Source organism: Actinoplanes sp. NPDC049668 (assembly GCF_044465445.1).
Taxonomy (GTDB): Bacteria; Actinomycetota; Actinomycetes; order Mycobacteriales; family Micromonosporaceae; genus Actinoplanes.
In genome coordinates this window covers 407,812-429,999 of sequence record NZ_JBITLR010000007.1, presented here as the reverse complement: position 1 = coordinate 429,999, position 22,188 = coordinate 407,812, and the positions used below count along the sequence as shown (strand labels likewise).

Below are 22,188 nucleotides of genomic sequence, written 5' to 3'. Positions count from 1 at the left end.
CGCGTTTCCGGTACGCCAACCCGGGTCCCGCCGCGGACGTTGGAAGCCCCTGCGCGCCACAGCCTCGGTGGCACCGTGGCGCGCAGGGGGATTCTGTTGGGGTTGTTACGGGCCGGCGGTCAGGTACTGGATCTCCGCGCCGCGCTGCGCCGTACCACCCTTGTCGTTGATGATCTTGTTGATCGTGCCCTGGCCGCCCAGGGACACGGTGACCATGTTGGTGAACCGGATGCCGGACTTGACCGGGGCCTCGATCGCGCGCTCACCCACCACCGACTGGTCGAGGGTGAAGACGCAGTAGCTGCCGACGCCCCAGGCCTGGTGGGTGTTCACCGCGTCGGCGACCTTGTAGGCCGCGTAGCCGCGGGTCGCCCCGTTCATCCAGGCCGCCTGGTTCGGCATCTCGTACGGCATCTCGTTCTGGTAGAAGTACGTCCGGCCGCGCTCGCCGTTCCAGACCGTCTGGTACCGCTGGAAGTGCTCGACGAACAGGCCGTACATGGTGACGTCGGCGCCGTTGACGACCAGGCCCTGGTCGGCGGTGTTGACCGACCAGCCGACGCCGTCGCCGTGGTCGGCGCGCCACAGCCACAGGTGGTCGCCGATCACGTGGTTGCTGTTGACCACGACGCTGTTCGTCGCCCGGCCGACGCCGGAGCCGCCGATCCGGACGAACACGTCGTGCAGCGAGATCGGATTGGCCGCGTTGTTCGCGGCGGAGCCCGCCGCACCGACCTCGATCAGCGTCGGCGAGTTGGCGGCGCCGGCCTCGACCAGCACGCCCGCCAGCTTCACGCCGGCGACGTCCGCGATCTTGATGGCCGCGGTGCCCGCGGTCGGCTTCAGCGTGGCCAGGCCGAGGCCGAGGATCACGGTGTCCGCGCGGTTCACCTGCAGCGCCTGGTCCAGGTTGTAGACGCCCGGGGTGACGAGCAGGTGCCGGCCCTGCGCCAGGGCGGCGTTCATGGTCGCGGCGGTGGTGCCGGGCCGGACCACGAAGAACTGGCTCAGCGAGATCGACGAGCCGGCCGGGGTCTTGTTGTACCAGCTCGTGCCGGTGCTGTTCTGCCGCAGCGCGGGCACGAACACCTTGTACTCGCCGGCGCCGTCGACGTACAGGAAAGGCTTCTCCCGGACCGTCGGGGTGGTGCCGATGACCGTGTGCGAGGGGTTCGGGAAGTTCGGCGGCGGCGCGCCCTGCACGCCCTGGAACACCATGTTCCAGACCGAGCCGGCCCAGCTGCCGAACTCGCTGTTGCGCGAGTACCACTGCTGCTGCGAGCCGGAGACGACCGCGCCGTCGACCTTGGTGTCGGCCATCAGGCCGCCGGACGACCAGCCGTCGCCGCCGTTCCAGAGCTGGATCTGGTTGCCGGCGCCCCGCAGGTGCATGCGGCGGTAGGGCGCGGCCTGCGAGACGGCGTACCGCTCGACGGTGGTGCCGGCCGGCAGGGTGACGGACAGGTTCTCGGCGACGCGCCAGAAGTTCTGGGTGGCGTTTCCGTTCATCCAGTTGGCCTCGACGCGCACGTGGCCGTTGAGGTTGACGTCGTCGGGCGAGAGGCCGAGGCCCGAGACCTGGGTGAAGAAGCCGAGGTTGACGTCGGCGGTGTAGTTGCCGGGCTTGAACAGCACGGCGTAGCGCTCGGGGCCGAACTGGTTGGTCTCCTGCGCGGTGAAGAGCTGGTTGAACCGGTTCTGGATGGTCGCGGCCGGCGTCGACGGGTCGAAGACGTTGACGTTCGGGCCGAAGTTCGGGTTACGCGGGTCGGTCGGCTCGACGGGCGGCGTGGTGGTTCCGCCGCTGGTGAACACCTTGAACTCCCACAGCGAATAGCCGTAGCCGGTGCCGCGCTGGGTGCCATACATCCGCACGTACCGGCCGGTCCCGCTCACCGTCAGGGTCTCGGTCCCTCCGGTACCCGTGGTCGTGCTGTACACGTCGGTCCAGGCGCTGCCGTCCGGGCTGGTCTGAATCTTGTACGCCCTGCCGTAAGCGCCCTCCCACTGCAACACCACCTGACAGACCGTGGCGCTGGCGCCCAGATCCACCTGCAGCCACTGCGGGTCGCTGAACACGCTCGACCAGCGCGTGCCCGCGTCACCGTCGACCGCCTTGGCCGCGGACACGTCGGCACCCTCCTGCGACGACGCGGTCGCGGGCAGGCCCTGCGCGGCACTGCAGGCGCCACCGCCCGTCGTTCCGTAGACCTTGAACTCCCACAGCGAGTAGCCGTAGCCGCTGGCCCGAGCCGTGCCGTACATCCGCACATACCGGCCCGACCCGCTCACCGTCAGGGTCTCCGTGCCACCGGCCCCGGTCGTCGTGCTGTACACGTCGGTCCAGGCGCTGCCGTCCGGGCTGGTCTGAATCTTGTACGCCCTGCCGAAGGCGCCCTCCCACTGCAACACCACCTGGCTGATCGTCGCGGTGGCGCCGAGGTCGACCTGCAGCCACTGCGGGTCGCTGAACTGGCTCGACCAGCGGGTGCCCGCGTCACCGTCGACCGCCTTGGCCGCGGACACGTCGGCACCCTCCTGCGAGGACGCCGTCGCCGGCTTGCCCTGCGACAACAACGGATCGGCGGCGCGGGAGGGGCCGGCGACGGTCAGGCTGAGTGCGGTGACCAGGACTGCCATGAGGGCGGTCAGCTTGCGGCGCCCGCGCGGGGGCGGCGGTATCGGATTCATGGTCCTACCTGTCGTGACGGGGGTGGCACCCGCTGGCGGGATCGAGAAGGCCACCGCATAATGATCTTTGGAAAGCGCTCTCCAAGTAAATCGATTGTTACGGCGACGTTGTTCCACGTCAATACGCTGAGGTTCCGGAATTCGTTGACACCCCCGGCCGATACGTCGAAACTAAGACGCCTCGCTTGTGGAATGGAGTTCGCGTGAACCTCGCGCAGCGCACCGCCGTGACCGGCTGCCTGCTGGCCGCGCTGCTCGGCGCCGGGGCCTGCGACGGCGGCACCGCCGCGCCGCCGACCGGCGCACCCGCGCCGGCCGCGCCGAGCCTCTTCGGCGGCACCGACCGCGCCTGGGTCGAGATCAACATCGCCATGAACGAGGAGCTGTCTCCGCTGCTCGAGCTGGTCGCGACCCACAGCTCGAACGCGGCGACCAAGGCGCTCGCGGCGGAGGTCGCGGCGGCCAACGACCAGGAGCTTTCCGCCCTGCGCGGCCTGCACGACCAGGCCGGACTGCCGTCCGAGAACCCACACAAGGGCATGCCGATGCCGGGCATGGTGACACCCGAGCAGGTCACCCTGGCGGCGGCCACCAAGGGCGCGGCGTTCGACGCCCTGCTGGCCGGTCATCTCAAGGCGCACTTCGAGCAGGGCGTGAAGCTGGCCGAGAGCGAGGTGAAGTCCGGCGTCGAGCCGCAGACCAAGACCCTCGCGGCGCAGGCGATCAGCAGCCGGAAACGATACCTGCCGAGGCTCGTCGCGACCCTTTCGTAAATCCTTTTTCGGGCAGCCGGAAATCGTCCGGGCGCCAGTTTCGGCGCCCGGACGAATTTCGTTTTCTGTTACGGCAGGACGTAGTTCTCGTTGAGGGCGGCGCCGCGATCCGGCTTGTAGAGGTCGAAGCCGCGCGGGTCGCACTGGAGCCCGCCCCGGATGCAGTGGTTGACCAGCGCGTTGAGGGTCGGCGGGTCCCACGCGTTGTAGAAGTCGTAGTGGAACGAGTAGCCGCGCCCGCTCGACAGCCGGACGTTCGACATGTTGCCGCTGACCGGGAACGCCATCTTGAACTCGATCATCGGCACGGCCACCGGGTGGCTGGCCGGGCAGACCCCGACGGTCGGGTACGCCATGTGGCTCCGGTGGTCCGGCGTGTCCAGGTAGATGCCGTCCCAGCAGCTCGGCGCCTGGTACCGGATGTTCAGCTGGGTGCCGGCCGGGCAGGAACCGGGGAAGTCCCAGTTGCGGGAGCTGTCGCCGCACTCCCAGCCCTCGACCGCGCCGGGCGCGTTGCGGAACTCGTCCAGCGTCGCCGACGGGCTGCCCACGAGGTAGCGCAGGCCGGGCGGGGACGGGCGGACGCTGCGGTAGTCGATGACGCCGCTCTTGTAGTAGATGACCTGGCGGCCGACCGGCTGAACGGCGGTGTCGCCGTTGAGCAGCGTCGGCATCCAGTAGCCGGTCTTGTCGCCCGGCGTGATGCAGGAGGTCCCGCCCGCGTTGAGGCTGGCCAGGGTCGTCGCCGCGTTCGTGGTGGTGTTGCCCATGAACGTGTGCGAGTGCGAGGCGCCCGGCAGGTTCGGGAAGACGATCGGGTCGTCCGGCAGGTTCGACCGGCTCACCGAGCAGTTCGCCTGGAACTCGTGGTGGGTGGTCGGGGGGTTGGTCGCCGGCGGGGTCGCCGTCGACGGGACCACGCCGGTGACCGGCGGGTTGGCCAGGACGTAGCCGGCGCCGCCGGTCGGCGGCGGTGCGCTGCTGGTGCCGTAGACCTTGAACTCGTACAGCGAGTAGCCGTAGCCGGTGCCGCGCTGGGTGCCGTACATGCGCACGTACCGGCCGCTGCCGTTGACCGCGAGGGTCTGCGTGCCGCCGGTGGCCGTCGTGGTGCTGTAGACGGTGGTCCAGGCGTTGCCGTCGGGCGAGGTCTGCACCTGGAAGGCCCGCGCGTACGCGGTCTCCCACTGCAACACGACCTGGGTGATCGTCGCGGTGGCGCCGAGGTCGACCCGCAGCCACTGCGGGTCGGACCACTGGCTGCCCCACCTGGTGTCTGCCCGGCCGTCGACCGCGGCGGCCGCGGGCGATTCGCCGTTCTCCAGCGACGAGGCGAGGGCCGGCCTGCCCTGTGACAGCAGGCTGTCGGCGGCGTGCGCCGACTGGACCCCCGCCACCAGCAGCGATCCGACGACGGCGGCGACTCCGAGCGGCGCGACGAGGCGTCTGAGCCGGCTTTTCCCTGATCTCATGGGTTCTCCCAGGGGGATGAGGACGAGTGCCTCACCCGGCCTGGCACCTGCTTGAGGGCGTGGCGGGGTGCCACGCCACGGCGGCGCGGGGATCGGCCGGGCGATGCGGGACGTACTTGGAGAGCGCTTTCCGAAGTGTTACGCCCAGGTTGCACATCCGTCAATATCTCCGCCCTGATCCGGAACCTGACGGCCTCGGAACCCGCATTTCGGAGAGCGCTCTCCAAGGTGTGCTATAAAAACTGTTATGCAGACCCGGAACACGACCCGATGACCGCCGGCACCGGGCGGGTGCCCGTCGGCGAGCGCCTGCCGACCCTCGAGGACGTGGCCCGGGTCGCCGGCGTCTCCCGGGCCACCGTGTCCCGGGTGATCAACGGCATCCGCAACGTGGACCCACAGCTGCACGAGATGGTGTGGAACGCGGTCGGCCAGACCGGCTACGTGCCGAACCGGCTGGCCCGCTCCCTGGTCACCCGCCGGACGGGCACGGTCGCGCTGGTCGTCTCCGACTCCGAGTCGCACGACGACGACCCGTTCATGGGCCGGTTCTTCGCCGACCCGTACTTCGGCCGGGTGGTCGGCGGCCTGATGAGCGTGCTGCGTCCCGCCGGCATCCAGCTCGCCCTGCAGATCGTCGGCACGGAGGAGCAGCGCACCCGGCTCGTCGGCGACCTGCGCCACGGCCAGGCGGACGGCGTGATCGTGCTGTCCCTGCCCGGCCACGACCCGCTGCCCCGGATGCTCACGGACGTCGGCGTCCCGGCGGTGATGATCGGCCGCCCGGCCGACCCGGTACCGATCAACTACGTCGACCTGGCGAACGAGACGGGCGCGTCCCTGGCCGCCGACCACCTGGTCGAGCGCGGCTGCCAGCTGATCGCGATGATCTCGGGCCCGGCGGACGTCCCGGCCAGCAACGACCGGATCGCCGGGTTCCGCCGCTCGATGGCCCGGCACGGCCACGCCTGGGTGCCGCTGGCCTCCGGCAACTTCACCCAGGAGAGCGGCGAGACCGCGATGCGCGCCCTGCTCGCGGAGAACCCCGGCATCGACGGCGTCTTCGTGGCCAACGACCTGATGGCGCTCGGCGCGCTGCTCGCGCTCCGCGACGCGGGCCGCCGGGTGCCGGACGACGTCGCGATGGTGGGCTTCGACGACAGCAGCGCGGCGGTGGCGGCGAGCCCGGCGCTGACGACGGTGCGGCACCCGCTGGAGGACATGGCGGCCGAGAGCGCGCGGCTGCTGCTGGCCCGCATCGACGACCCGAGCATGCGGATCTCCTCGGTCATCTACGAGCCCACCCTGGTACTGCGCCAGTCGGCGTGATCAGCGACCCGTCACGCCGTCGATGAGCTCCCGCAGGATGTCGGCGTGCCCGGCGTGCCGTACCGTCTCGCCCGTCATGTGCGCGAGCACCCAGCGCAGCGTGCGCGGCTCGTCGTTCACCGGGTTCGCGGTCCGGGCCTCCGGGCCGGCCGCCGCGCGGATGTGCGCGTCGCTCTCGGCGATCGCGGCCCGATAGTCCGCGACGACCTCCTCCGCGGACCGCTCCGGGCCGACCACCATGTCGAAGGCGACCTCGGCGTAGCGCGGGTCGCCCGCCAGCGTGTATCCGAACCAGTACCGCTCGCCGTCGGCCAGGTGCTGGACCAGCCCCAGCAGTGTCGTGTCGGACACGACCAGGCGCCGCCGCAGCTGCTCCTCGTCCAGCCCACTCACCTTCTTCAACACACAGGACCGCGCAAAGGCCAGAAACGCCAGCCCCGTATCCATCTCGCCACCGTCGTTGAGCGGCACCCGTTCACGCTGCGACTCGATCACGAGCCCGACTCTACGTTCAGGTCGGCTGGTCGCCATTTCTGACCGAGTTGAGCACCTCGTGGAAGTCGGCGGCCTCGGACTCCCTGGGGTAGTGGCTGCTCAGCTCGCGGTCGAGTTCACCGGCGACCATCAGCAGGGAGGGCAGCGACTTCCGCGCCGCGCCGAGGGCGCCGATCCCGGTTGTGACCGCGTGCTCCAGCTCGCCACCGCGGGCCGCGACGGCCGCGAGCGTCAGCCGGGCCTCGGCCATGCGCATCGGCGCGCGCTCCCCGTCGGGGCTCGCGCCGAGTTCGAGCACCGTCCGCGCGTGATGCGCCGCGCGCTCGTCGTCCCGGGCGAGGCGGTAGGCGTCCATGGCATAGAAGTCCCACTTGGCCGGGTCCACAACGAAATGATGGTCGGGCCGGGACGGGTGCGGCATGTCGGCCAGCCGGGCGCGGCCCCAGTCGAGGGCGTCGCGGACCGCTTGAGTGTCGCGGAGCCGGGCGTGCGCCTTGGCCCGCTGCCCGGCGAGCTGGACGGCCGCGGAGCCGTGCGGCGCGGCCGCCTGCCCGGCCGAGGCCGCATCCAGGACGTCACGGTATCTGCCCTGGGTGAGCGCGAACCAGGCGACCATCTCGTATGCCCAAGCGACGATCTCGGGGTTTCCGCCCTCGCGTCCGAGCTCCAGAGCGCCCAACCGGGTCGCCTCGGCGCCCGCCCGCATACCCATGTCGTATTCGAGGCAGCCGGTCAGCAGGGCCAGCCAACCGGCTGCGGTCAGCAGTTCCTTGTGCACGGCCACCCCGACGGGTTGACGGAGGAGCCGGGTCACCTCGCCCAGCCATCCGTGCGCCTCCCTGCGCAGGCCGCTAGCCTCGCGGGCAGGGTATTCGCAGCACAGCTCGAACGCGGCGGCCTGGATGGAGTCCGCGGTTCCAGGCGTGACCGCGCCCGCCCGCATCCGCTGGAGCAGCTCGGTCGTCTCCCACGGGCGTGGCTGGTCGAGATCCCATCGCTGCGACGACTCGGCAACCAATGCGGCCAGCTCTCCGCCGGTGTCGAGCGCCTGGTCGAGGGCGCGTGCGAGGTCCGCGTTCGGGGGTCGCGTCCCGCGTTCGACGCGGGAGAGATGGCCGGGGTCCAGGTGAGCAAGCCGGGCGACCTCACGCAGTGCCAGTTCGCCACGGAGCCGCCTGCAGGCCTGACCGAACGTCTCCATCGTCCACCCCCGAACGTGAAAGCCGAGCGTTGCCACCGCCGGTGTTGCCAGCGATGGCAACGCGATGACCCTGCCGTTCCCCGTGCGTGAGCGCGACGCTACACCCGGAGACGGCGTCCTGACCGCTGTCCCCGCTGATCAAGGAGGGCGGAACGGTGACGCGACGGCGGCAGCAGACCTGGCTGATGACCCGGTGGTCCAAGCGGCAACGACGGGCGGTGCTCGATGCCGCCGCGGCGGTCCAGGAGGCCGAGCGGAATGCCGCTCGAAGGCGGCTGCTGATGACGGCCGCCCAATGGCCCGTCCCTCCCTGGCTCGACAGGTGACGGATCCGGGCGGCCGGTGCCGGGCGCGCTCCCGGTGAGCGGCGGGCACGTCGAGGAGCGGCCGGGCTGGGACTGCCGGGCCTGCGGTGAGCCCTGGCCGTGCGAGCCGGCCCGGAAGGATCTGGCGGCCGAGCTCTCCCCCACCTCGCTGCGCATCCACATGTGGATTCGCCTGGAGCCGGCCGCCCTGGACCTTCCGTCCGGCACGGCCAGAGAGTTGTTCGACCGCTTTCTCCGCTGGACCGGCTGATCCGGCTCGTGGGCTACGGGCTGGCGGCCAGGAAGAGGAAGACCGCGAGCAGGCTCAGGTGGATGCCGCCCTGCAGGACGTTCGCGCGGCCCGGTACCACCGTCAGCGTGCCCACCACCACGGTCAGCGCCAGCAGCACCATCTGCGTGCCGCCCAGCCCGAGCAGCAGCGGCCCCGGCAGCCAGATCATGGCGATCGCGATCGCCGGGATGGTCAGGCCGATGCTCGCCATCGCCGAGCCCAGCGCCAGGTTGATGCTGGTCTGGATGCGGTCGCGGGCGGCGGCGCGTACCGCCGCGATGGTCTCCGGGAGCAGGACCAGCAGGGCGATCACCACGCCGACCACGGCCGGCGGCCACTCCGCCTTGATCACTGCCGCTTCGATCGACGGCGAGACGCCCTTCGCCAGGCCGACGACCGCGATCAGGGCGATCAGGAGGAAGCCCAGGCTGGCCAGCGCCGCCCGGCCGGTGGGCGGGTCCAGGTGGTCCTCGTCCTCGATCACCTTGCCGGCCGTGGTTATCGGCAGGAAGTAGTCGCGGTGCCGGTGCGTCTGCACCAGTACGAACAGCAGATACAGGGCGAGCGAGGCCACCGCGGCGAACGCCAGCTGCGCCGGCGAGAACTGCGCGCCCGGGCGGCTGGTGGTGAGGCTGGGCAGGACCAGGCTCAGCGTGGCGACCGTGGCGACGGCGGCCAGCGCTCCGCCCGTACCCTCCGGATTGAAGACCGCGAAGCGGCGTCGGATCGCTCCGACCAGCAGGGACAGGCCCAGGATGCCGTTGCAGGTGATCATCACGGCGGCGAAGACGGTGTCGCGGGCGAGGGCCTGTGACTTCTCGGGACCGCTGATCATCAGGGTGACGATCAGGGCGACCTCGATGATGGTCACGGCCACGGCCAGGACCAGCGAGCCGAAGGGCTCGCCGACCTTGTGCGCGACCACCTCCGCGTGGTGCACGGCGGCGAGCACCGCGCCCGCCAGCAGCGTGCCACAGATGATCACCAGCGATGCCGGCAGGTCGCGGCCCCAGGTCAGGGCGAGCACCAGAACGGCCAGCACCGGGACCCACGCCGTCCACCGGGCCAGGAGGGCACTGATCTTGGCGGTCATCTGACTACCCTGCCAGAAAATCTCCGGCACCGCCCAGGACCGGCGGTTTCCGGCCCCGCGGCGTCTTCCGGGGCGGCGGTACGGGCGGCGGCGCCCTACGATGCTCGGCAACGTCCACCATGGAGGTTTCCGTGAGCGACCAGATCGACAGCTCGACCGCTCAGCCGGCCCGCCGGTACAACTACTGGCTCGGCGGCAAGGACAACTTCGCGGTGGACCGCGCCTCCGGTGACGAGATCCTCAAGGCCTTCCCGACGGCCCGGATCGCGGCGCTGGAGAACCGCCGCTTCCTGCAACGGGCGACGCGCTACCTGGTCGCCGAGGCCGGCATCCGGCAGTTCCTGGACATCGGCACCGGGCTGCCGACCGCCGACAACACCCACGAGGTCGCGCAGCGCCTCGCGCCCGAGAGCCGCGTCGTCTACGTCGACAACGACCCCATGGTCATGGTGCACGCGCGGGCGTTGCTGAACAGCACGCCGGAGGGGAAGACCACCTACCTCGAGGCCGACCTGCGGTCGCCCGAGGGCATCCTCGCGGACCCGGCGCTACGCGAGACCCTCGATCTCGGCCGGCCGGTCGGGCTCATGCTGGTGGCCGTCCTGCACTTCATCCAGGGGTACGGCGCCGGCGCGCCGGTCGTGCGCACCCTGATGGACGCCCTGCCCAACGGCAGTTTCCTGGTGATCACGAACGCCACCAAGGATCTCGTCAGCCCGGAGATGGCCGCGGCCTACGACGCGGCGCTGGCCTCCGGCGTCACCAACGTCTGGCCGCGGGACCGGGCCGAGTTCACCGCCCTCTTCGACGGGCTCGAGTTCGTCGAGCCCGGCGTGACCGCGGTCAGCGAGTGGCGCGCCGAGGACGAGCCGGAGCCGCGGCCGGACCCGGCACACGTCGCGATGTTCGCCGGCGTCGCCCGCAAGCCTTAGCCTCGGGCGGGCTCACCCCGGCTCGTTCAGGCCGGTCGCGAGGATGGCCAGGAAGATCCCGGCCAGCGTGAGCCAGACGGTGGCCCGGATGACCACCCGGCCGCTCGTGTCGGTGTAGCTGCGCTTCAACCAGTCGCGGTCGGCGCCCGGGTCCTGAATCGTGCCCACGCCCCGAGTCTGCGCCGTGTGCGCAACGGCGGTTGTTTGACAGGTGACCTCAGGCTGGATTCAGGTGGATTGGTCGTAGGCCAGACCAGACCGGGAGCCGGCATGCTCATCGCCCTTTCGCAGGAACCCAACTGGATCATCGTCACTCTTGTCGGCGCCCTGGTCGGCGCGTCGGTGACCTGGTGGTCGACGCCGATCAGATACCTGCGTGCGCGCAACAGTCACGGATATCTGCTGGGGACCTGGTACGAGTACCACTACACGTTCCGGCACGGCCGGATGATGCTCGGACGCGCGGTCGTGACCATCCGGCCGGGTTTCCGGAGCTCGCTCAAGGCCGACGTCGTGTCGCATGAGGTACACGCCGACGGGATGGTCACCGATCTCAGCTACACGGGACAGGTGCGCCGTGAAGGTCACCTGGTGCTGTCGCTGTCCGGGCGCTCGCACGACGACACGATGATGATGCGCTACATCGAGCGGCTGCCGTCCAACCCCGCGCCGATGCTGGGCATCTGGCTGAGTCAGGACCATGATTGCCTGCCCGCCGCCGGCGTGAGCGCGTTGAGCAGGAAAGAACTGACCGACGAGCAGGCACACGACGTCCTGAGATTCGAGGGCCCGTCACCGGGAGCCCTGCGGGTCGCCTCCCCGTAGTGGCCGCGGACCATCCTTCTCAAGGGGGGCGAGCGCCTCCCGTAGCAGGTCCGCCAGTTGCCGCTGGGTCTGCGGGGGCAGGTGTGACAGCATGCGCTGCTGCTCGGCCAGGCCCGCGGCGACCGCCCGGTCGACGATCTCCCGGCCCTTCGGCGTGAGCCGGACCTGCACGCTTCGCCGGTCGGTCGGCGACGGGAAGCGAGCGGCGAGCCCCGCCCGTTCCAGCCGGTCGAGCCGGGCCGTGGTGCCGCCCGTGCTGGCCATCATCGAAGCGGCGAGCGCTCCGGGCGAGAGCTGGAACGGCTCCCCGGCCCGGCGCAGGGTCGCCAGCACGTCGAACTCGGGGCGACCGATGCCGTGGCCCGCGTAGACGCGCTCCATCTCGTCGCCGGCGATCCGGGACAGCCGGAAGATCCGGCCGAAGACGGCCATCGCCGTCGTGTCGAGCTCCGGGCGCTCGCCGCGCCACTGCTCGGTGATGCGGTCTACGCGGTCGGGGTGTGCCACGTCTCCATTGTCTCGATGTCGAGCATCTTGACAAGAAGCAGATCCCAAGAGAGTCTCTTGATGTCGAGATACTTTACGTCAAGGGAGTTGGGATGCGCCCGCCGGTCATGCTGATCGCCGCACTCACTCCCGTCGCCTGGGGCACCACGTACGCGGTGACCACCGAGTTCCTGCCGCCCGACCGTCCGCTGCTCGCCGGCACCCTGCGCGCCCTGCCGGCCGGGCTGCTGCTGATCGCGCTCGCCCGGCGGCTGCCGCACGGCGTGTGGTGGTGGCGGTCCGCGGTGCTGGGCACGCTCAACATCGGGGTGTTCTTCGCGCTGCTGTTCGTCAGCGCCTACCGGCTACCCGGCGGGATGGCCGCCGTGCTCGGGGCCGCCGCGCCCCTGTTCGTCGCCGGACTCACCGCGCTGCTGCTCACCGAGCGGGTCGCCCTGCGTACCGTCCTCGCGGCCGTCGCCGGCGCGGGCGGGGTCGCGGCGACGGTGCTGACGGCCGGCGCGGGGCTCGATCCCGTCGGACTGCTCGCCGGGCTGGGCGGCACCGCGTCGATGTCGTTCGGGCTGGTGCTGACCAAGCGCTGGGGACGGCCCGCGAACACCACTTTGCTCACCACGACCGGCTGGCAGCTGACCGCCGGCGGGCTGTTCCTCGCCCCGGTGGCGATCGGCGTCGAGGGCCTGCCGGCCGCGCTCACCGCCGGGAATCTCGCCGGGTACGCGTACCTGTCGATGATCGGCACCGCGGCGGCGTACATGATCTGGTTCTGGGGTCTCGAGCGGTTGCCGGCCGCCCGGATCTCCCTGCTCGGGTTGCTCTCGCCGCTGGTGGCGACCGCCGTCGGCTGGGCGGCGCTCGGTCAGGGGCTCGCGCCGGCGCAGGTGCTGGGGATGCTGGTCGCCTTCGGCGCGGTCCTCTACGGCGCGTCAGCGAAGGTCCGCGTTCTCCACGACGCGCGTGGGGAAGCCGGTGCGGGCCGCCCGCAGCATGGCCCGGCCGAGCCGGTCGGTGCTGGTTACGTATCCCGGCGCAACCCGCCCGAGCAGCGGCAGCAGCGGAGCGGTGAGCGTGTACAGGACCCGGTAGATGCCGGTCTTCGAGGTGGCGCCGTGGGTCGGCTGGATGAAGGCCGGGCGGAGCGCGTACCCGTTCGGGAAGGTCTTGATGATCTCGAGCTCGGTGCGGCCCTTGACCCGGGCCCACATGGCGCGGCCGTCGGGATTCGTGCCGGCGCCTGAGACGTACAGGAAGGTCATCTCGGGGTTGAGCCGGGCGAGCAGGTGCGCGGCCGCGACCGGGAAGTCGTACGAGATCCGGGTGTACTCCGCCTCGCTGAGCCCGACCGACGAGACGCCGAGGCAGTAGAAGCAGGCGTCGTAGCCGCGCAGCTCGTCCTCGATGCCGCCGAGGTCGGCGAAGTCCGCCCAGGTCAGCTCCCGGAGCTTGGGATGCCGCACCCCGGTCGGCCGGCGCACCAGCGTGAGCACCTGCTCCACGTCCTCCGCGAGCAGGCTCTCGCGCAGCGCGCCCTGGCCGACCATGCCGGTCGCGCCGAAGATGATGACCTTCATGCCTTCAGGGTGCACCACCCTCGCGGGCGCGGAACGTCATACCCGGCTTCTACAGTGCTCCGGTGCCCGTTGAACGATGGTCCACCGCGCAGATCGAAGCCCTGGCGCCCGACGCGAGCTCGCTGAAGGGCGCCCGCGGCATCAACCGGTGGCTGGAGGCCGGCCTGCTCGACGAGGTCCTGTGGGGTCTCTGCAAGGGCAGCGGACAGAAGCCGTACCAGGTCTGCGTCGACCTGGCCGGGCCGGCGTACCGATGCTCGTGCCCGAGCCGGAAGTTCCCCTGCAAGCACGCGCTCGGCCTGCTGCTGTACTGGGCCGGCGGCGGCCCGGTCTCCTCGCCGCCGCCCGCGTTCGCCGGCGAGTGGCAGGCGGCCCGCGCGGCCCGGACGGCGGCCCCGGCGCGGGCCGCCGGGACGGCGGACCCGGCCGCCGCCGAGAAACGCGCCCGGCAGCGGGCGGACCGGGTCGCGGCCGGCATGGCCGAGCTGCGGCGCTGGCTCGACGACCAGGTGCAGCAGGGCCTGGCCGGCGCGGAGCAGGCGGGGCGCCGGCCCTACGAGGCGATGGCCGCCCGCCTCGTCGACGCGCAGGCACCGGCCGCCGCCTCCGCGGTGCGCCGGCTGGGCGGGATCGCGGGCATCGGGCCGCACTGGGCCGACCGGCTGCTCGGCGAGCTCGCGCTGCTGCGGCTGCTGGTCGCCGGTCACGAGCGGCTCGGCACGCTGCCGCCGGCCCTGGCCGCGACGGTCCGGTCGCGGATCGGGTTCCCGGTGGCCAACCAGGACGTGCTAGCCACCGCGGAGGTCCGGGACCTGTGGCAGGTGCTGGGGCAGGTCGACAGCGAGGAGGGCGCGATCACGACCCGGCGGACCTGGCTGCTCGGCGTCGGCAGTGGACGGTTCGCGCTGCTGCTGTCGTTCGCGGCGCCCGGGCAGTCGCCGGCGGCCGAGGTGGTGCCGGGCACGGCGATCGAGGCGGCGCTCTGCTTCTACCCCGGCGCCGCGCCGCTGCGGGCGCTGGTGAAGGAGCAGTTCGGCACGCCCCGGCCGCTGACCGCACCGGGACCGGCCGCCGGCCTGCGGGCGGCGCTGGCGGGCTGGTCGTCGACGCTCGCCGCCGAGCCCTGGCGCCACGACGCGCCGGTGCTGCTGGCGGACGTGGTGCCGGGCCCGGACGGGTTCCTCGTCGACGCCGCCGGTGAGTCCCTGCCGCTGGCGCCGGGGCATCGCGAGCCATGGTGGCTGCTGGCCGCCGCCGGCGGGTCACCGGCGACCGTCGCGGGCGAGTGGTCGCCGTCGGGGCTGCGGCCGCTGGCGGCGTGGGTCGACGGCAGGTATGTGCCGGCGCCCCCGCCGGCGCCCGGCGGGGGCGGCGGGCGCGGGCCGGAGCTGCCGGCCGACCTGCTGGCGGCGGCCCTCGTCGGCACCGCCCGGCGGCCGTGGACATCACCGGGTCTGCACGTCGGCGATCGGGTCCTGAGCATGGCACCGGACGCCGACCTGTTGGAGGCCGCCGCCACCGCGCTGACCTATCGGCGGGCGGGCGTCACGCCGTCGTCCGGCCACGCGCCGGTCTCGTCCGCACCCGTCGAGACCGGCCCGCCGCTGCCCGCCGCGGCCGGGGCCCGGCTGCTGCGGTTGCTGACCGACGGCGGGGCGCCCGGCGGCGCCCAGCAGGCGCAGGAACTGCTCGCACAGTGGCTGACCGCGGCCGCCCGGCACGGCGGGTTCGTCCCGCCCGAGTCGCTGCCCGCGCTGCTCGACGCCGGCCGCCGCAACGGCGCCGTCCGGCCCGCGATCGGGCGCGTCGCCGGCCGGCGCGGCGGCTGGCTCGCCGCGATGCGCCCCGACTGGCGCTGGCTGCGCGACGAGGCGCCCGGCGCCGCCGAGCCGGCGGATCCGCAGGTGTGGGAGACCGGCACCGGCGGCGAACGCCTGGCCCACCTCACCCGGTTGCGCGGCGCCGATCCGGCCGCCGCGCTCGCCCTGCTGGAGAGCACCTGGCCGACCGAGACGCCCGAGGACCGCACCCGGTTCGTGGACGCGCTCGGCACGGGTCTGTCCCTCGCCGACAATGACTTCCTCGAACGGGCCCTCGACGACCGCCGCAAGGGCGTCCGCGAGACCGCCCTCGACCTGCTGCGGCGGCTGCCGGAATCGTCGCTCGGCCGGCGGATGACCACCCGGGCGACCGCGGCGGTGCGCCTGGAGCGCCGCACACTCGGGCGCGACCGGCTGGTCGTCGACCCGCCCGCGGAGCTGACCACCGAGCTGCGGCGCGACGGCGTCGGCGCCCAGCCCGCGCACGGCACCGGCGTGCAGGCCTGGCTGCTCGAGGAGGTCATCGCCGGCACGCCGCTGACCGTCTGGACCGACGCCTTCGAGCGTTCACCGGCCGCGGTCGTCGACCTGGCCCGCGGGCACGACTGGGAGACGCCGCTGCTGCACGGCTGGGCCAAGGCGGCGATCATGCAGGCCGACTCCGCCTGGGCGGCCGCGCTGGTCGACAACGACACCCGGGGCAGCGCGACCGGGCTGCGCGAGGCCGTCCGCTGGGACCTGCACCTGCTGCTGCCGCCGGCCGACCTGGCCCGCATCGCCGCCGACTTCCTGCGGCGCGAGGACCACCTCGCGCACCGGCTGCTGGCCGTGCACCCGGGCGCCTGGCCGGACGAGCTCGCGGTCGCGGTGGTGGAGACCATCGCGCACCGGGTACACGCGGACCGGCACAGCTGGCAGCTCGCCGAGCTGTGCCGGGCCACGGCGATGGCGATGCCGCCCGGCTACGCGGCGCAGGTCGCCCGGCTGGCCGAGCAGCTCGATCAGCAGCCGGCCGACCCCTCCCGGGTGCGGCCGGTCGCCGAGCTGGCCCGGATCCTCGCCTTCCGCCACGAGATGCTCCAGGAGTTGCCGCCCCGACCGTCGTTTCTTGTCGGAGGTGCTCAGTAACGTGCCAGACATACCAGCGCCGGCGGGCCGGACAGCCGGGCCGTGGGACAGACAGGAGTTCGAGTGACCGCACTGCGACCGCACGCCGAGGATCAGTATGCCGAGGAGCTCGCGCTGCTCGCCGCGACCGACGACCGGCCGCGACCGCCGGGCTGGCGGCTCTCCCCGCAGGCGGTGGTGACCTACCTCCTGGGCGACGGCGCCAAGATCACCCCGAAGTATGTCGGTCCCCGCCGGCTCATGGAGGTCGCGGTGTCCACGTTGGTCACCGACCGGGCGCTGCTCCTGCTCGGCGTGCCCGGCACGGCCAAGACCTGGGTCTCCGAGCACCTCGCGGCGGCGATCTCCGGCGACTCCACCCTGCTGGTGCAGGGAACCGCCGGCACGGCCGAGGAGGCGATCCGCTACGGGTGGAACTACGCCCGCCTGCTCGCGGACGGCCCGAGCGAGGCGGCGCTGGTGCCCAGCCCGATCATGCGCGCCATGCGGACCGGCGCGATCGCCCGGATGGAGGAGCTGACCCGCGTCCCGTCCGACGTGCAGGACGCGCTGATCACCGTGCTCTCGGAGAAGACCCTGCCGGTGCCGGAGCTCAACACCGAGGTGCAGGCGCAGCGCGGCTTCAACCTGATCGCCACCGCCAACGACCGCGACCGCGGCGTCAACGAGCTCTCCAGCGCGCTGCGCCGCCGGTTCAACACGGTGGTCCTGCCGGTGCCGGCGTCGGCCGACGACGAGGTGGAGATCGTGTCCCGCCGGGTGGCCCAGCTCGGCAAGTCCCTCGACCTGCCCGAGGTGCCCGCCGCCCTCGACGAGATCCGCCGGGTGGTGACGATCTTCCGCGAGCTGCGCACCGGCCTGACCGAGGACGGCCGCACCAAGCTGAAGTCGCCCACCGGCACCCTCTCCCCCGCCGAGGCGATCTCGGTGATCACCAACGGCATGGCCCTGGCCGCCCACTTCGGCGACGGCACCCTGCACCCGTCCGATGTGGCCGCGGGCATCGTCGGCGCGGTGGTCAAGGACCCGGCCTCCGACGGCGTGGTCTGGCGCGAATACCTCGAGACGGTCGTCCGCGAACGCACCGACTGGCGCGACTTCTACCGTGCCGCCCGCGATGCCTGAGCAGCTCTACGGCATCCGTCACCACGGACCGGGCTCGGCCCGCGCGGTCGTCCAGGAGCTGAACCGCCAACGCCCCGCGGTCGTGCTGATCGAGGGCCCACCGGAGGCGGACGACCTGGTCCGCTGGGCGGCGGACACCGGCCTGGAGCCGCCGGTGGCGCTGCTGGGCTACGCGGCGGACGACCCGGGCCGCGCGGCCTTCTGGCCGTTCGCGGTCTTCTCACCGGAGTGGCAGGCGATCCGCTGGGCGGTGGAGCACGGGGTGCCGGTCCGCTTCTTCGACCTGCCCTACTCCTACCGCCTCACCGACGCCCACACCCCGGACACCCCACCGTCCGTCGGCCGAGGTCCCGGCGCTCCCCCGCCCCCAGCCGCCGACACGGGCCCGCCCGGCACCCACACGACGCACCCCGCCGCCGACCACGACCCGGCCGCGGCAGGAGCGCCTGCCCACAGCGGCCCCGGACCGGCCATTCCCGGCGACCCCGGCAGCGCGGGCCCGGGCGAGTTGGACGTCCCGGCGGGCGCCGGCGAGACGGGACCGGTGGTTCCCGCGCCGCGGGGTCCCGGGGAGGCCGGGGGCGTCGCGGCGCCGGTGCGGGTGCGGCCGGTCGATCCGATCGGGGAGCTCGCCGCGGCCGCCGGATACGACGATCCCGAGCGGTGGTGGGAGGACGTCGTCGAGCATCGGGGGTTGCCCGCGTTCGAGGCCATCGCCGAGGCGATGACCGCCATCCGCGAGTCGTCGCCCGAGGACCCCGAGGACCTCGTCCGCGAGGCATACATGCGCACGGTGCTGCGCGAGGTGCGCCGCACCCACGACAACATCGCGGTCGTGTGCGGCGCGTGGCACGTCCCCGCGCTGGCGCGCAAGGTCGCCGCCAAGGACGATGCCGCACTGCTCAAGGGGCGGAAGAAGGCCAAGGTCGCCTTCACCTGGGTGCCGTGGACCTACGGGCGGCTGGCCTCGCAGTCCGGCTATGGCGCGGGAGTGCGGTCTCCGGGCTGGTATCACCACCTGTTCACGACCGCCGACGACGTCGTGCCGCGGTGGCTCGTCGACGCGGCCGGGGTACTGCGCGCCGAGGGCGTGCCCACCTCGTCGGCGCACGTCATCGAGGCCACCCGGCTCGCCGAGGCGCTCGCGGTCATCCGCGGGCGGCCGCTGGCGGGGCTCGCGGAGGTGACCGAGGCCGCCGAGGCCGTCATGTGCGACGGCGAGCCGCTGCGCCTGGAGCTGATCGACCGGCGCCTCGTCGTCGGCGAACGGCTCGGCGGCGTGCCCGACGACATGCCGGCCGTGCCGCTGGCCAAGGATCTCGCGGCGCAGCAGCGCACGGTGCGACTCAAGCCGGAGGCGCTGGAGCGCGAGCTCGAGCTGGACCTGCGCCGCGACATCGACCTGTCCCGCAGCCGGCTGCTGCACCGGCTGCGCACCATCGGCGTGCCGTGGGGCGAGGCTGAGACGGCCCGGCGCGGCACCGGCACGTTCCGCGAGCAGTGGCGGCTGCGCTGGCAGCCGGAGTTCGCCGTTCAGCTGGTCGAGGGCAGCATGTGGGGCACCACCGTCGCCGCCGCGGCGACCACGAAGGTGATCGACGCCGCCCGCGAGGCCGCAACGCTCGCCGACGTCACCGAGCTGGTCGAGGTATGCCTGCTGGCCGACCTGGCCGGCGCCTACGCGCCCGTGCTCGCCGCCCTCGACACCCGCGCCGCGCTCGACTCGGACATCGGCCACCTGATGGCGGCGATCCCCGCGCTGGCCCGCACCCTGCGCTACGGCGACGTCCGCCGCACCGACCTCGCCGGCCTGTCCACTGTGACGGCGACCCTGCTCGCCCGCGTCTGCGCCGGCCTGCCGGCCGCCGCCGGTTCGCTCTCCGACGAGGCCGCCAAGCAGCTGCGCGGGCAGGTCGACGGCGTGCATTCCGCGGTCGCCCTGCTGGACGACGACGAGCTGCGGGAACGCTGGCTGACCACGCTGGCGTCCGTCTCCCAGCGCGCCGACCTGCACGGCCTGCTCGCCGGCCGGCTGACCCGCCTCCTGCTCGACGCCGGCCGCCTCGGCATCGCGGAGGTGCTGCGACGGCTGCGGCTGCCGCTGACCGTCGGCACGCCGCCCGCGCACGGCGCCGCCTGGGTCGAGGGCTTCCTGGCCGGCGGCGGGCTGCTGCTCGTGCACGACGACACGCTCCTGGACCTGCTCGACGGCTGGGTCGCCGACATCCCGCCGGACTCGTTCGACGACGTGCTGCCACTGCTACGCCGCACGTTCGGCGGGTTCGCCGCCGGCGAGCGCCGCGCGATCGGCGAACGGATCGCGGGCACGGGCGCCGGCGGGCGTCCGGGCGCCGAGCCGCTCATCCTGGACCACGAGAGGGCGGCCCTCACGCTGCCGACGCTGAGTGCACTCCTCGGCCGGGAGGTCCGATGACCAACATCGAAGATCCGGCGGGTCGCGAACGCCAGCGCCGCCGACGGCAGGTGCTGGACCACAAGAACGCGGCCCTCGCGCCACCCACACTGCATGCACTCCTGGGCCAGGAGGTCCGATGACCAACATCGAAGATCCGGCGGGTCGCGAACGCCAGCGCCGCCGACGGCTGGTGCTGGGGCACGAGAAGGTCGCCCTCGTGCCACCTACGCCGAGTGGGCTGCTGGGCAGGGAGGTCGGATGACGGACATCGAGGATCCGGCGCAGCGCGAGCGCATGCGCCGATGGCGGCTCGTGTTGGGCGGTCCCGCGGAGGACTCCCTCGGCGCCGCGCAGGGTCGCGACGGCGCGATGGATGCGGCGCTGGCCGCGCTCTACGACGCGGGCGGGGACGGCGAGGGGTCCGGGACGTCGCGCTCCGCCGGACTCGGCGGGTCCGCGCCGAAGGTGGCGCGGTGGCTGGGCGACATCCGTGAGTACTTTCCCAGCACGGTCGTGCAGGTGATGCAGGCGGACGCGATCGAGCGCCTCGACCTGACCCGGCTGCTGCTGGAGCCGGAGATGCTGGACGCCGTCGAGCCGGACGTGCACCTGGTCGGGACGCTGCTCTCGCTGAACGCGGTGATGCCGGAGCGGACCAAGGACGCGGCGCGGCAGGTGGTCCGCAAGGTCGTCGCCGAGCTGGAGCAGCGCATCTCCCAGCACACCCGGGCGGCGGTGAGCGGCGCCCTGAACCGGGCGGCGCGGATCAACCGGCCCCGGCACGCGGACATCGACTGGGATCGGACCATCCGCGCGAACCTGAAGCACTACCAGCCGGAGCACCGCACGGTGATCCCGGAGCGCCTGGTCGGCTACGGCCGCCGCGCCACCGCGATCCAGCGCGACGTGGTGCTCTGCGTCGACCAGTCCGGCTCGATGGCCGCGTCGGTGGTGTTCTCCGGGGTGTTCTCGGCGGTGCTGGCGTCGATGCGCTCGCTGCGCACGTCGCTGGTGGTCTTCGACACCGCGGTGGTCGACCTGACCGACCAGCTGAGCGACCCGGTCGAGGTCCTGTTCGGCACGCAGCTCGGCGGCGGGACGGACATCAACCGGGCGATCGGCTACAGCCAACAGCTGATCACGCGGCCGCGGGACAGCATCTTCGTACTGATCAGCGACCTCTACGAGGGCGGCGTCCGCGAGCAGATGCTGCGCCGGGTCGCGGAGATGACGGCGGCCGGGGTCCAGGTGGTGGTGCTGCTCGCGCTGTCGGACGAGGGCGCGCCGGCCTACGACCACGAGAACGCGGCGGCGCTGGCGGCCCTGGGCGTGCCAGCCTTCGCGTGCACGCCCGACGCGTTCCCGGACCTGATGGCGGCGGCCATCGAACGCCGCGACCTGATGGCCTTCGCGGCCCGCCAACAGCAGTGACCCCGCCCAGGCTCCGGCCAGTCGTATCCGGGCGGCCGCACCTTCGACTCCGCCCGCCGGCACCTCATAGCCGGCGTTGAAGAACGCCGCCGCGTACCCGATACCGGTCAGCGCGGACGTCCGAGACTGGTGACCGGTGGCGGAGGCCCGATGCACGAACCCGCACGCGCCCTGTCGTGGCAGATCCGGATATCGATAGCGGTGGGAAGATCGATCGATGATCGGTGACCGGTGGGGCGTGACCGACGACGAGATGTTGCGCCACTATCCATGCGACGAGTTTGTCGGCGCCCCTGCATTGCAGGCGTGGCGCGGAGTGCACGTTGCGGCGCCTACCGCGACAGTATGGCCGTGGGTTGTCCAGGTAAGGATCGCGCCGTATTCCTATGACTGGATCGACAACCTCGGCCGCCGCTCACCTCGTCGAATAATGGGCCTTCCCGAACCCGAAGTCGGGGAGGCATTCACCTCCTCTGGCGGGCGGAAGTTGGGCAGGATCGTCTCCCTCGACCCTGGAAAGCAGCTGACGGGGACCATCATGGGCGCCTTCATGTCCTACGTGCTCGTGCCACAGGAGCGCAACACGACCCGCCTGCTGCTCAAGGTGGTCATGCAGACGAACCGCTGGGCCGCTCCCGCGCTGTCCGTCGGTGACCTCGTCATGGCTCGCCGGCAGTTGCTGAACCTGAAGCAACTCGCCGAACGCCACCAACGCCGTAGCACTCCCCCGAGCTGAAGATCAGGCTCCCCACTCATCGGCAGAAGCGGACTCGGATCCCGCG

Annotated in this window: 20 protein-coding genes and 1 pseudogene; 13 read left to right on the top strand and 8 right to left on the bottom strand. The window is 72.5% G+C overall.

Annotated features, from left to right (window positions below; genetic code table 11):
- Positions 1–105: 105 nt before the first annotated feature.
- Positions 106–2,691, bottom strand: a complete 2,586-nt coding sequence (locus ACIBSW_RS30060) for a discoidin domain-containing protein (protein ID WP_404799497.1) — start codon at positions 2,689–2,691, stop codon at positions 106–108.
- 203 nt (positions 2,692–2,894) lie between these two features.
- Here ACIBSW_RS30060 and ACIBSW_RS30055 point away from each other — a divergent pair, with 203 nt between their 5' ends.
- On the top strand, positions 2,895–3,464 hold the full coding sequence (locus ACIBSW_RS30055) for a DUF305 domain-containing protein (protein WP_354726908.1): 570 nt from the start codon (positions 2,895–2,897) through the stop codon (positions 3,462–3,464).
- Positions 3,465–3,532: 68 nt separating this feature from the next.
- Here ACIBSW_RS30055 and ACIBSW_RS30050 read toward each other — a convergent pair whose 3' ends face one another.
- Entirely contained in the window at positions 3,533–4,936 is a 1,404-nt protein-coding gene (locus tag ACIBSW_RS30050; RefSeq protein WP_354726910.1) for a DUF1996 domain-containing protein, read from the bottom strand.
- A gap of 270 nt (positions 4,937–5,206) precedes the next feature.
- Between ACIBSW_RS30050 and ACIBSW_RS30045 the strand changes: the two genes are divergently transcribed.
- Positions 5,207–6,265, top strand: coding sequence for a LacI family DNA-binding transcriptional regulator (locus ACIBSW_RS30045; RefSeq protein WP_354726912.1), 1,059 nt, complete (start codon positions 5,207–5,209; stop codon positions 6,263–6,265).
- On the opposite strand, the gene ACIBSW_RS30040 is transcribed toward ACIBSW_RS30045, so the two are convergent.
- Together ACIBSW_RS30040 and ACIBSW_RS30035 are read right to left on the bottom strand one after the other, a co-directional pair.
- Positions 6,266–6,760, bottom strand: a complete 495-nt coding sequence (locus tag ACIBSW_RS30040; protein ID WP_354726914.1) for a DinB family protein — start codon at positions 6,758–6,760, stop codon at positions 6,266–6,268.
- Between the two features lie 16 nt (positions 6,761–6,776).
- Positions 6,777–7,961 carry a helix-turn-helix transcriptional regulator gene (locus ACIBSW_RS30035; protein WP_354726916.1) on the bottom strand — a complete coding sequence of 395 codons (1,185 nt, stop codon included), beginning with the start codon at positions 7,959–7,961 and terminating at the stop codon, positions 6,777–6,779.
- Between the two features lie 342 nt (positions 7,962–8,303).
- Here ACIBSW_RS30035 and ACIBSW_RS30030 point away from each other — a divergent pair, with 342 nt between their 5' ends.
- Positions 8,304–8,537, top strand: a complete 234-nt coding sequence (locus ACIBSW_RS30030) for a hypothetical protein (protein ID WP_354726918.1) — start codon at positions 8,304–8,306, stop codon at positions 8,535–8,537.
- Between the two features lie 13 nt (positions 8,538–8,550).
- On the opposite strand, the gene ACIBSW_RS30025 is transcribed toward ACIBSW_RS30030, so the two are convergent.
- On the bottom strand, positions 8,551–9,651 hold the full coding sequence (locus ACIBSW_RS30025; RefSeq protein WP_354726920.1) for an ionic transporter y4hA: 1,101 nt from the start codon (positions 9,649–9,651) through the stop codon (positions 8,551–8,553).
- 119 nt (positions 9,652–9,770) lie between these two features.
- Between ACIBSW_RS30025 and ACIBSW_RS30020 the strand changes: the two genes are divergently transcribed.
- Positions 9,771–10,583: an SAM-dependent methyltransferase gene (locus ACIBSW_RS30020; protein ID WP_354726922.1), complete on the top strand. Its 813-nt coding sequence runs from the start codon at positions 9,771–9,773 to the stop codon at positions 10,581–10,583.
- A gap of 12 nt (positions 10,584–10,595) precedes the next feature.
- Here the strand turns inward: ACIBSW_RS30020 and ACIBSW_RS30015 are convergent, their stop codons facing one another.
- Positions 10,596–10,751, bottom strand: coding sequence for a hypothetical protein (locus tag ACIBSW_RS30015; protein WP_354726924.1), 156 nt, complete (start codon positions 10,749–10,751; stop codon positions 10,596–10,598).
- 102 nt (positions 10,752–10,853) lie between these two features.
- On the opposite strand from ACIBSW_RS30015, the gene ACIBSW_RS30010 reads away from it, so the two are divergent.
- Positions 10,854–11,408 (top strand): hypothetical protein, encoded by a 555-nt coding sequence (locus ACIBSW_RS30010; RefSeq protein WP_354726926.1) that lies wholly within the window; start codon positions 10,854–10,856, stop codon positions 11,406–11,408.
- Here the strand turns inward: ACIBSW_RS30010 and ACIBSW_RS30005 are convergent.
- Complete coding sequence (locus ACIBSW_RS30005) at positions 11,376–11,915, bottom strand: MarR family transcriptional regulator (RefSeq protein ID WP_354726927.1); 540 nt, start codon at positions 11,913–11,915, stop codon at positions 11,376–11,378. The two genes, ACIBSW_RS30010 and ACIBSW_RS30005, sit on opposite strands and share 33 nt — an antisense overlap.
- 92 nt (positions 11,916–12,007) lie before the next feature.
- Between ACIBSW_RS30005 and ACIBSW_RS30000 the strand changes: the two are divergent.
- Positions 12,008–12,820: pseudogene (locus ACIBSW_RS30000) on the top strand (EamA family transporter); the annotation flags it as partial.
- Between the two features lie 21 nt (positions 12,821–12,841).
- Here ACIBSW_RS30000 and ACIBSW_RS29995 read toward each other — a convergent pair.
- A complete protein-coding gene (locus tag ACIBSW_RS29995) occupies positions 12,842–13,486 on the bottom strand; it encodes an NAD-dependent epimerase/dehydratase family protein (RefSeq protein WP_354726929.1) in 645 nt (214 codons plus the stop codon).
- A 62-nt stretch (positions 13,487–13,548) separates the two neighbouring features.
- Here ACIBSW_RS29995 and ACIBSW_RS29990 point away from each other — a divergent pair, with 62 nt between their 5' ends.
- The 7 genes from ACIBSW_RS29990 (at position 13,549) to ACIBSW_RS29960 (ending at position 22,142) form a co-directional block, all read left to right on the top strand.
- On the top strand, positions 13,549–16,434 hold the full coding sequence (locus tag ACIBSW_RS29990; RefSeq protein WP_354726931.1) for an SWIM zinc finger family protein: 2,886 nt from the start codon (positions 13,549–13,551) through the stop codon (positions 16,432–16,434).
- Positions 16,435–16,497: 63 nt separating this feature from the next.
- Positions 16,498–17,559 carry an AAA family ATPase gene (locus tag ACIBSW_RS29985; protein WP_354726933.1) on the top strand — a complete coding sequence of 354 codons (1,062 nt, stop codon included), beginning with the start codon at positions 16,498–16,500 and terminating at the stop codon, positions 17,557–17,559.
- Positions 17,552–19,993, top strand: a complete 2,442-nt coding sequence (locus ACIBSW_RS29980; protein ID WP_354726935.1) for a DUF5682 family protein — start codon at positions 17,552–17,554, stop codon at positions 19,991–19,993. The genes ACIBSW_RS29985 and ACIBSW_RS29980 overlap by 8 nt, the downstream gene beginning before the upstream one ends.
- Positions 19,990–20,115: a hypothetical protein gene (locus tag ACIBSW_RS29975; RefSeq protein WP_354726936.1), complete on the top strand. Its 126-nt coding sequence runs from the start codon at positions 19,990–19,992 to the stop codon at positions 20,113–20,115. Before ACIBSW_RS29980 ends, ACIBSW_RS29975 begins: the two co-directional genes overlap by 4 nt.
- Positions 20,112–20,237: a hypothetical protein gene (locus ACIBSW_RS29970; RefSeq protein ID WP_354726938.1), complete on the top strand. Its 126-nt coding sequence runs from the start codon at positions 20,112–20,114 to the stop codon at positions 20,235–20,237. Before ACIBSW_RS29975 ends, ACIBSW_RS29970 begins: the two co-directional genes overlap by 4 nt.
- The gene (locus ACIBSW_RS29965; protein WP_354726940.1) at positions 20,234–21,406 is read left to right on the top strand and encodes a VWA domain-containing protein; all 1,173 of its coding nucleotides are present in this window, start codon (positions 20,234–20,236) and stop codon (positions 21,404–21,406) included. Before ACIBSW_RS29970 ends, ACIBSW_RS29965 begins: the two co-directional genes overlap by 4 nt.
- Positions 21,407–21,623: 217 nt before the next feature.
- Positions 21,624–22,142, top strand: a complete 519-nt coding sequence (locus ACIBSW_RS29960) for a polyketide cyclase (RefSeq protein WP_354726942.1) — start codon at positions 21,624–21,626, stop codon at positions 22,140–22,142.
- The last annotated feature ends 46 nt before the right edge of the window (positions 22,143–22,188 follow it).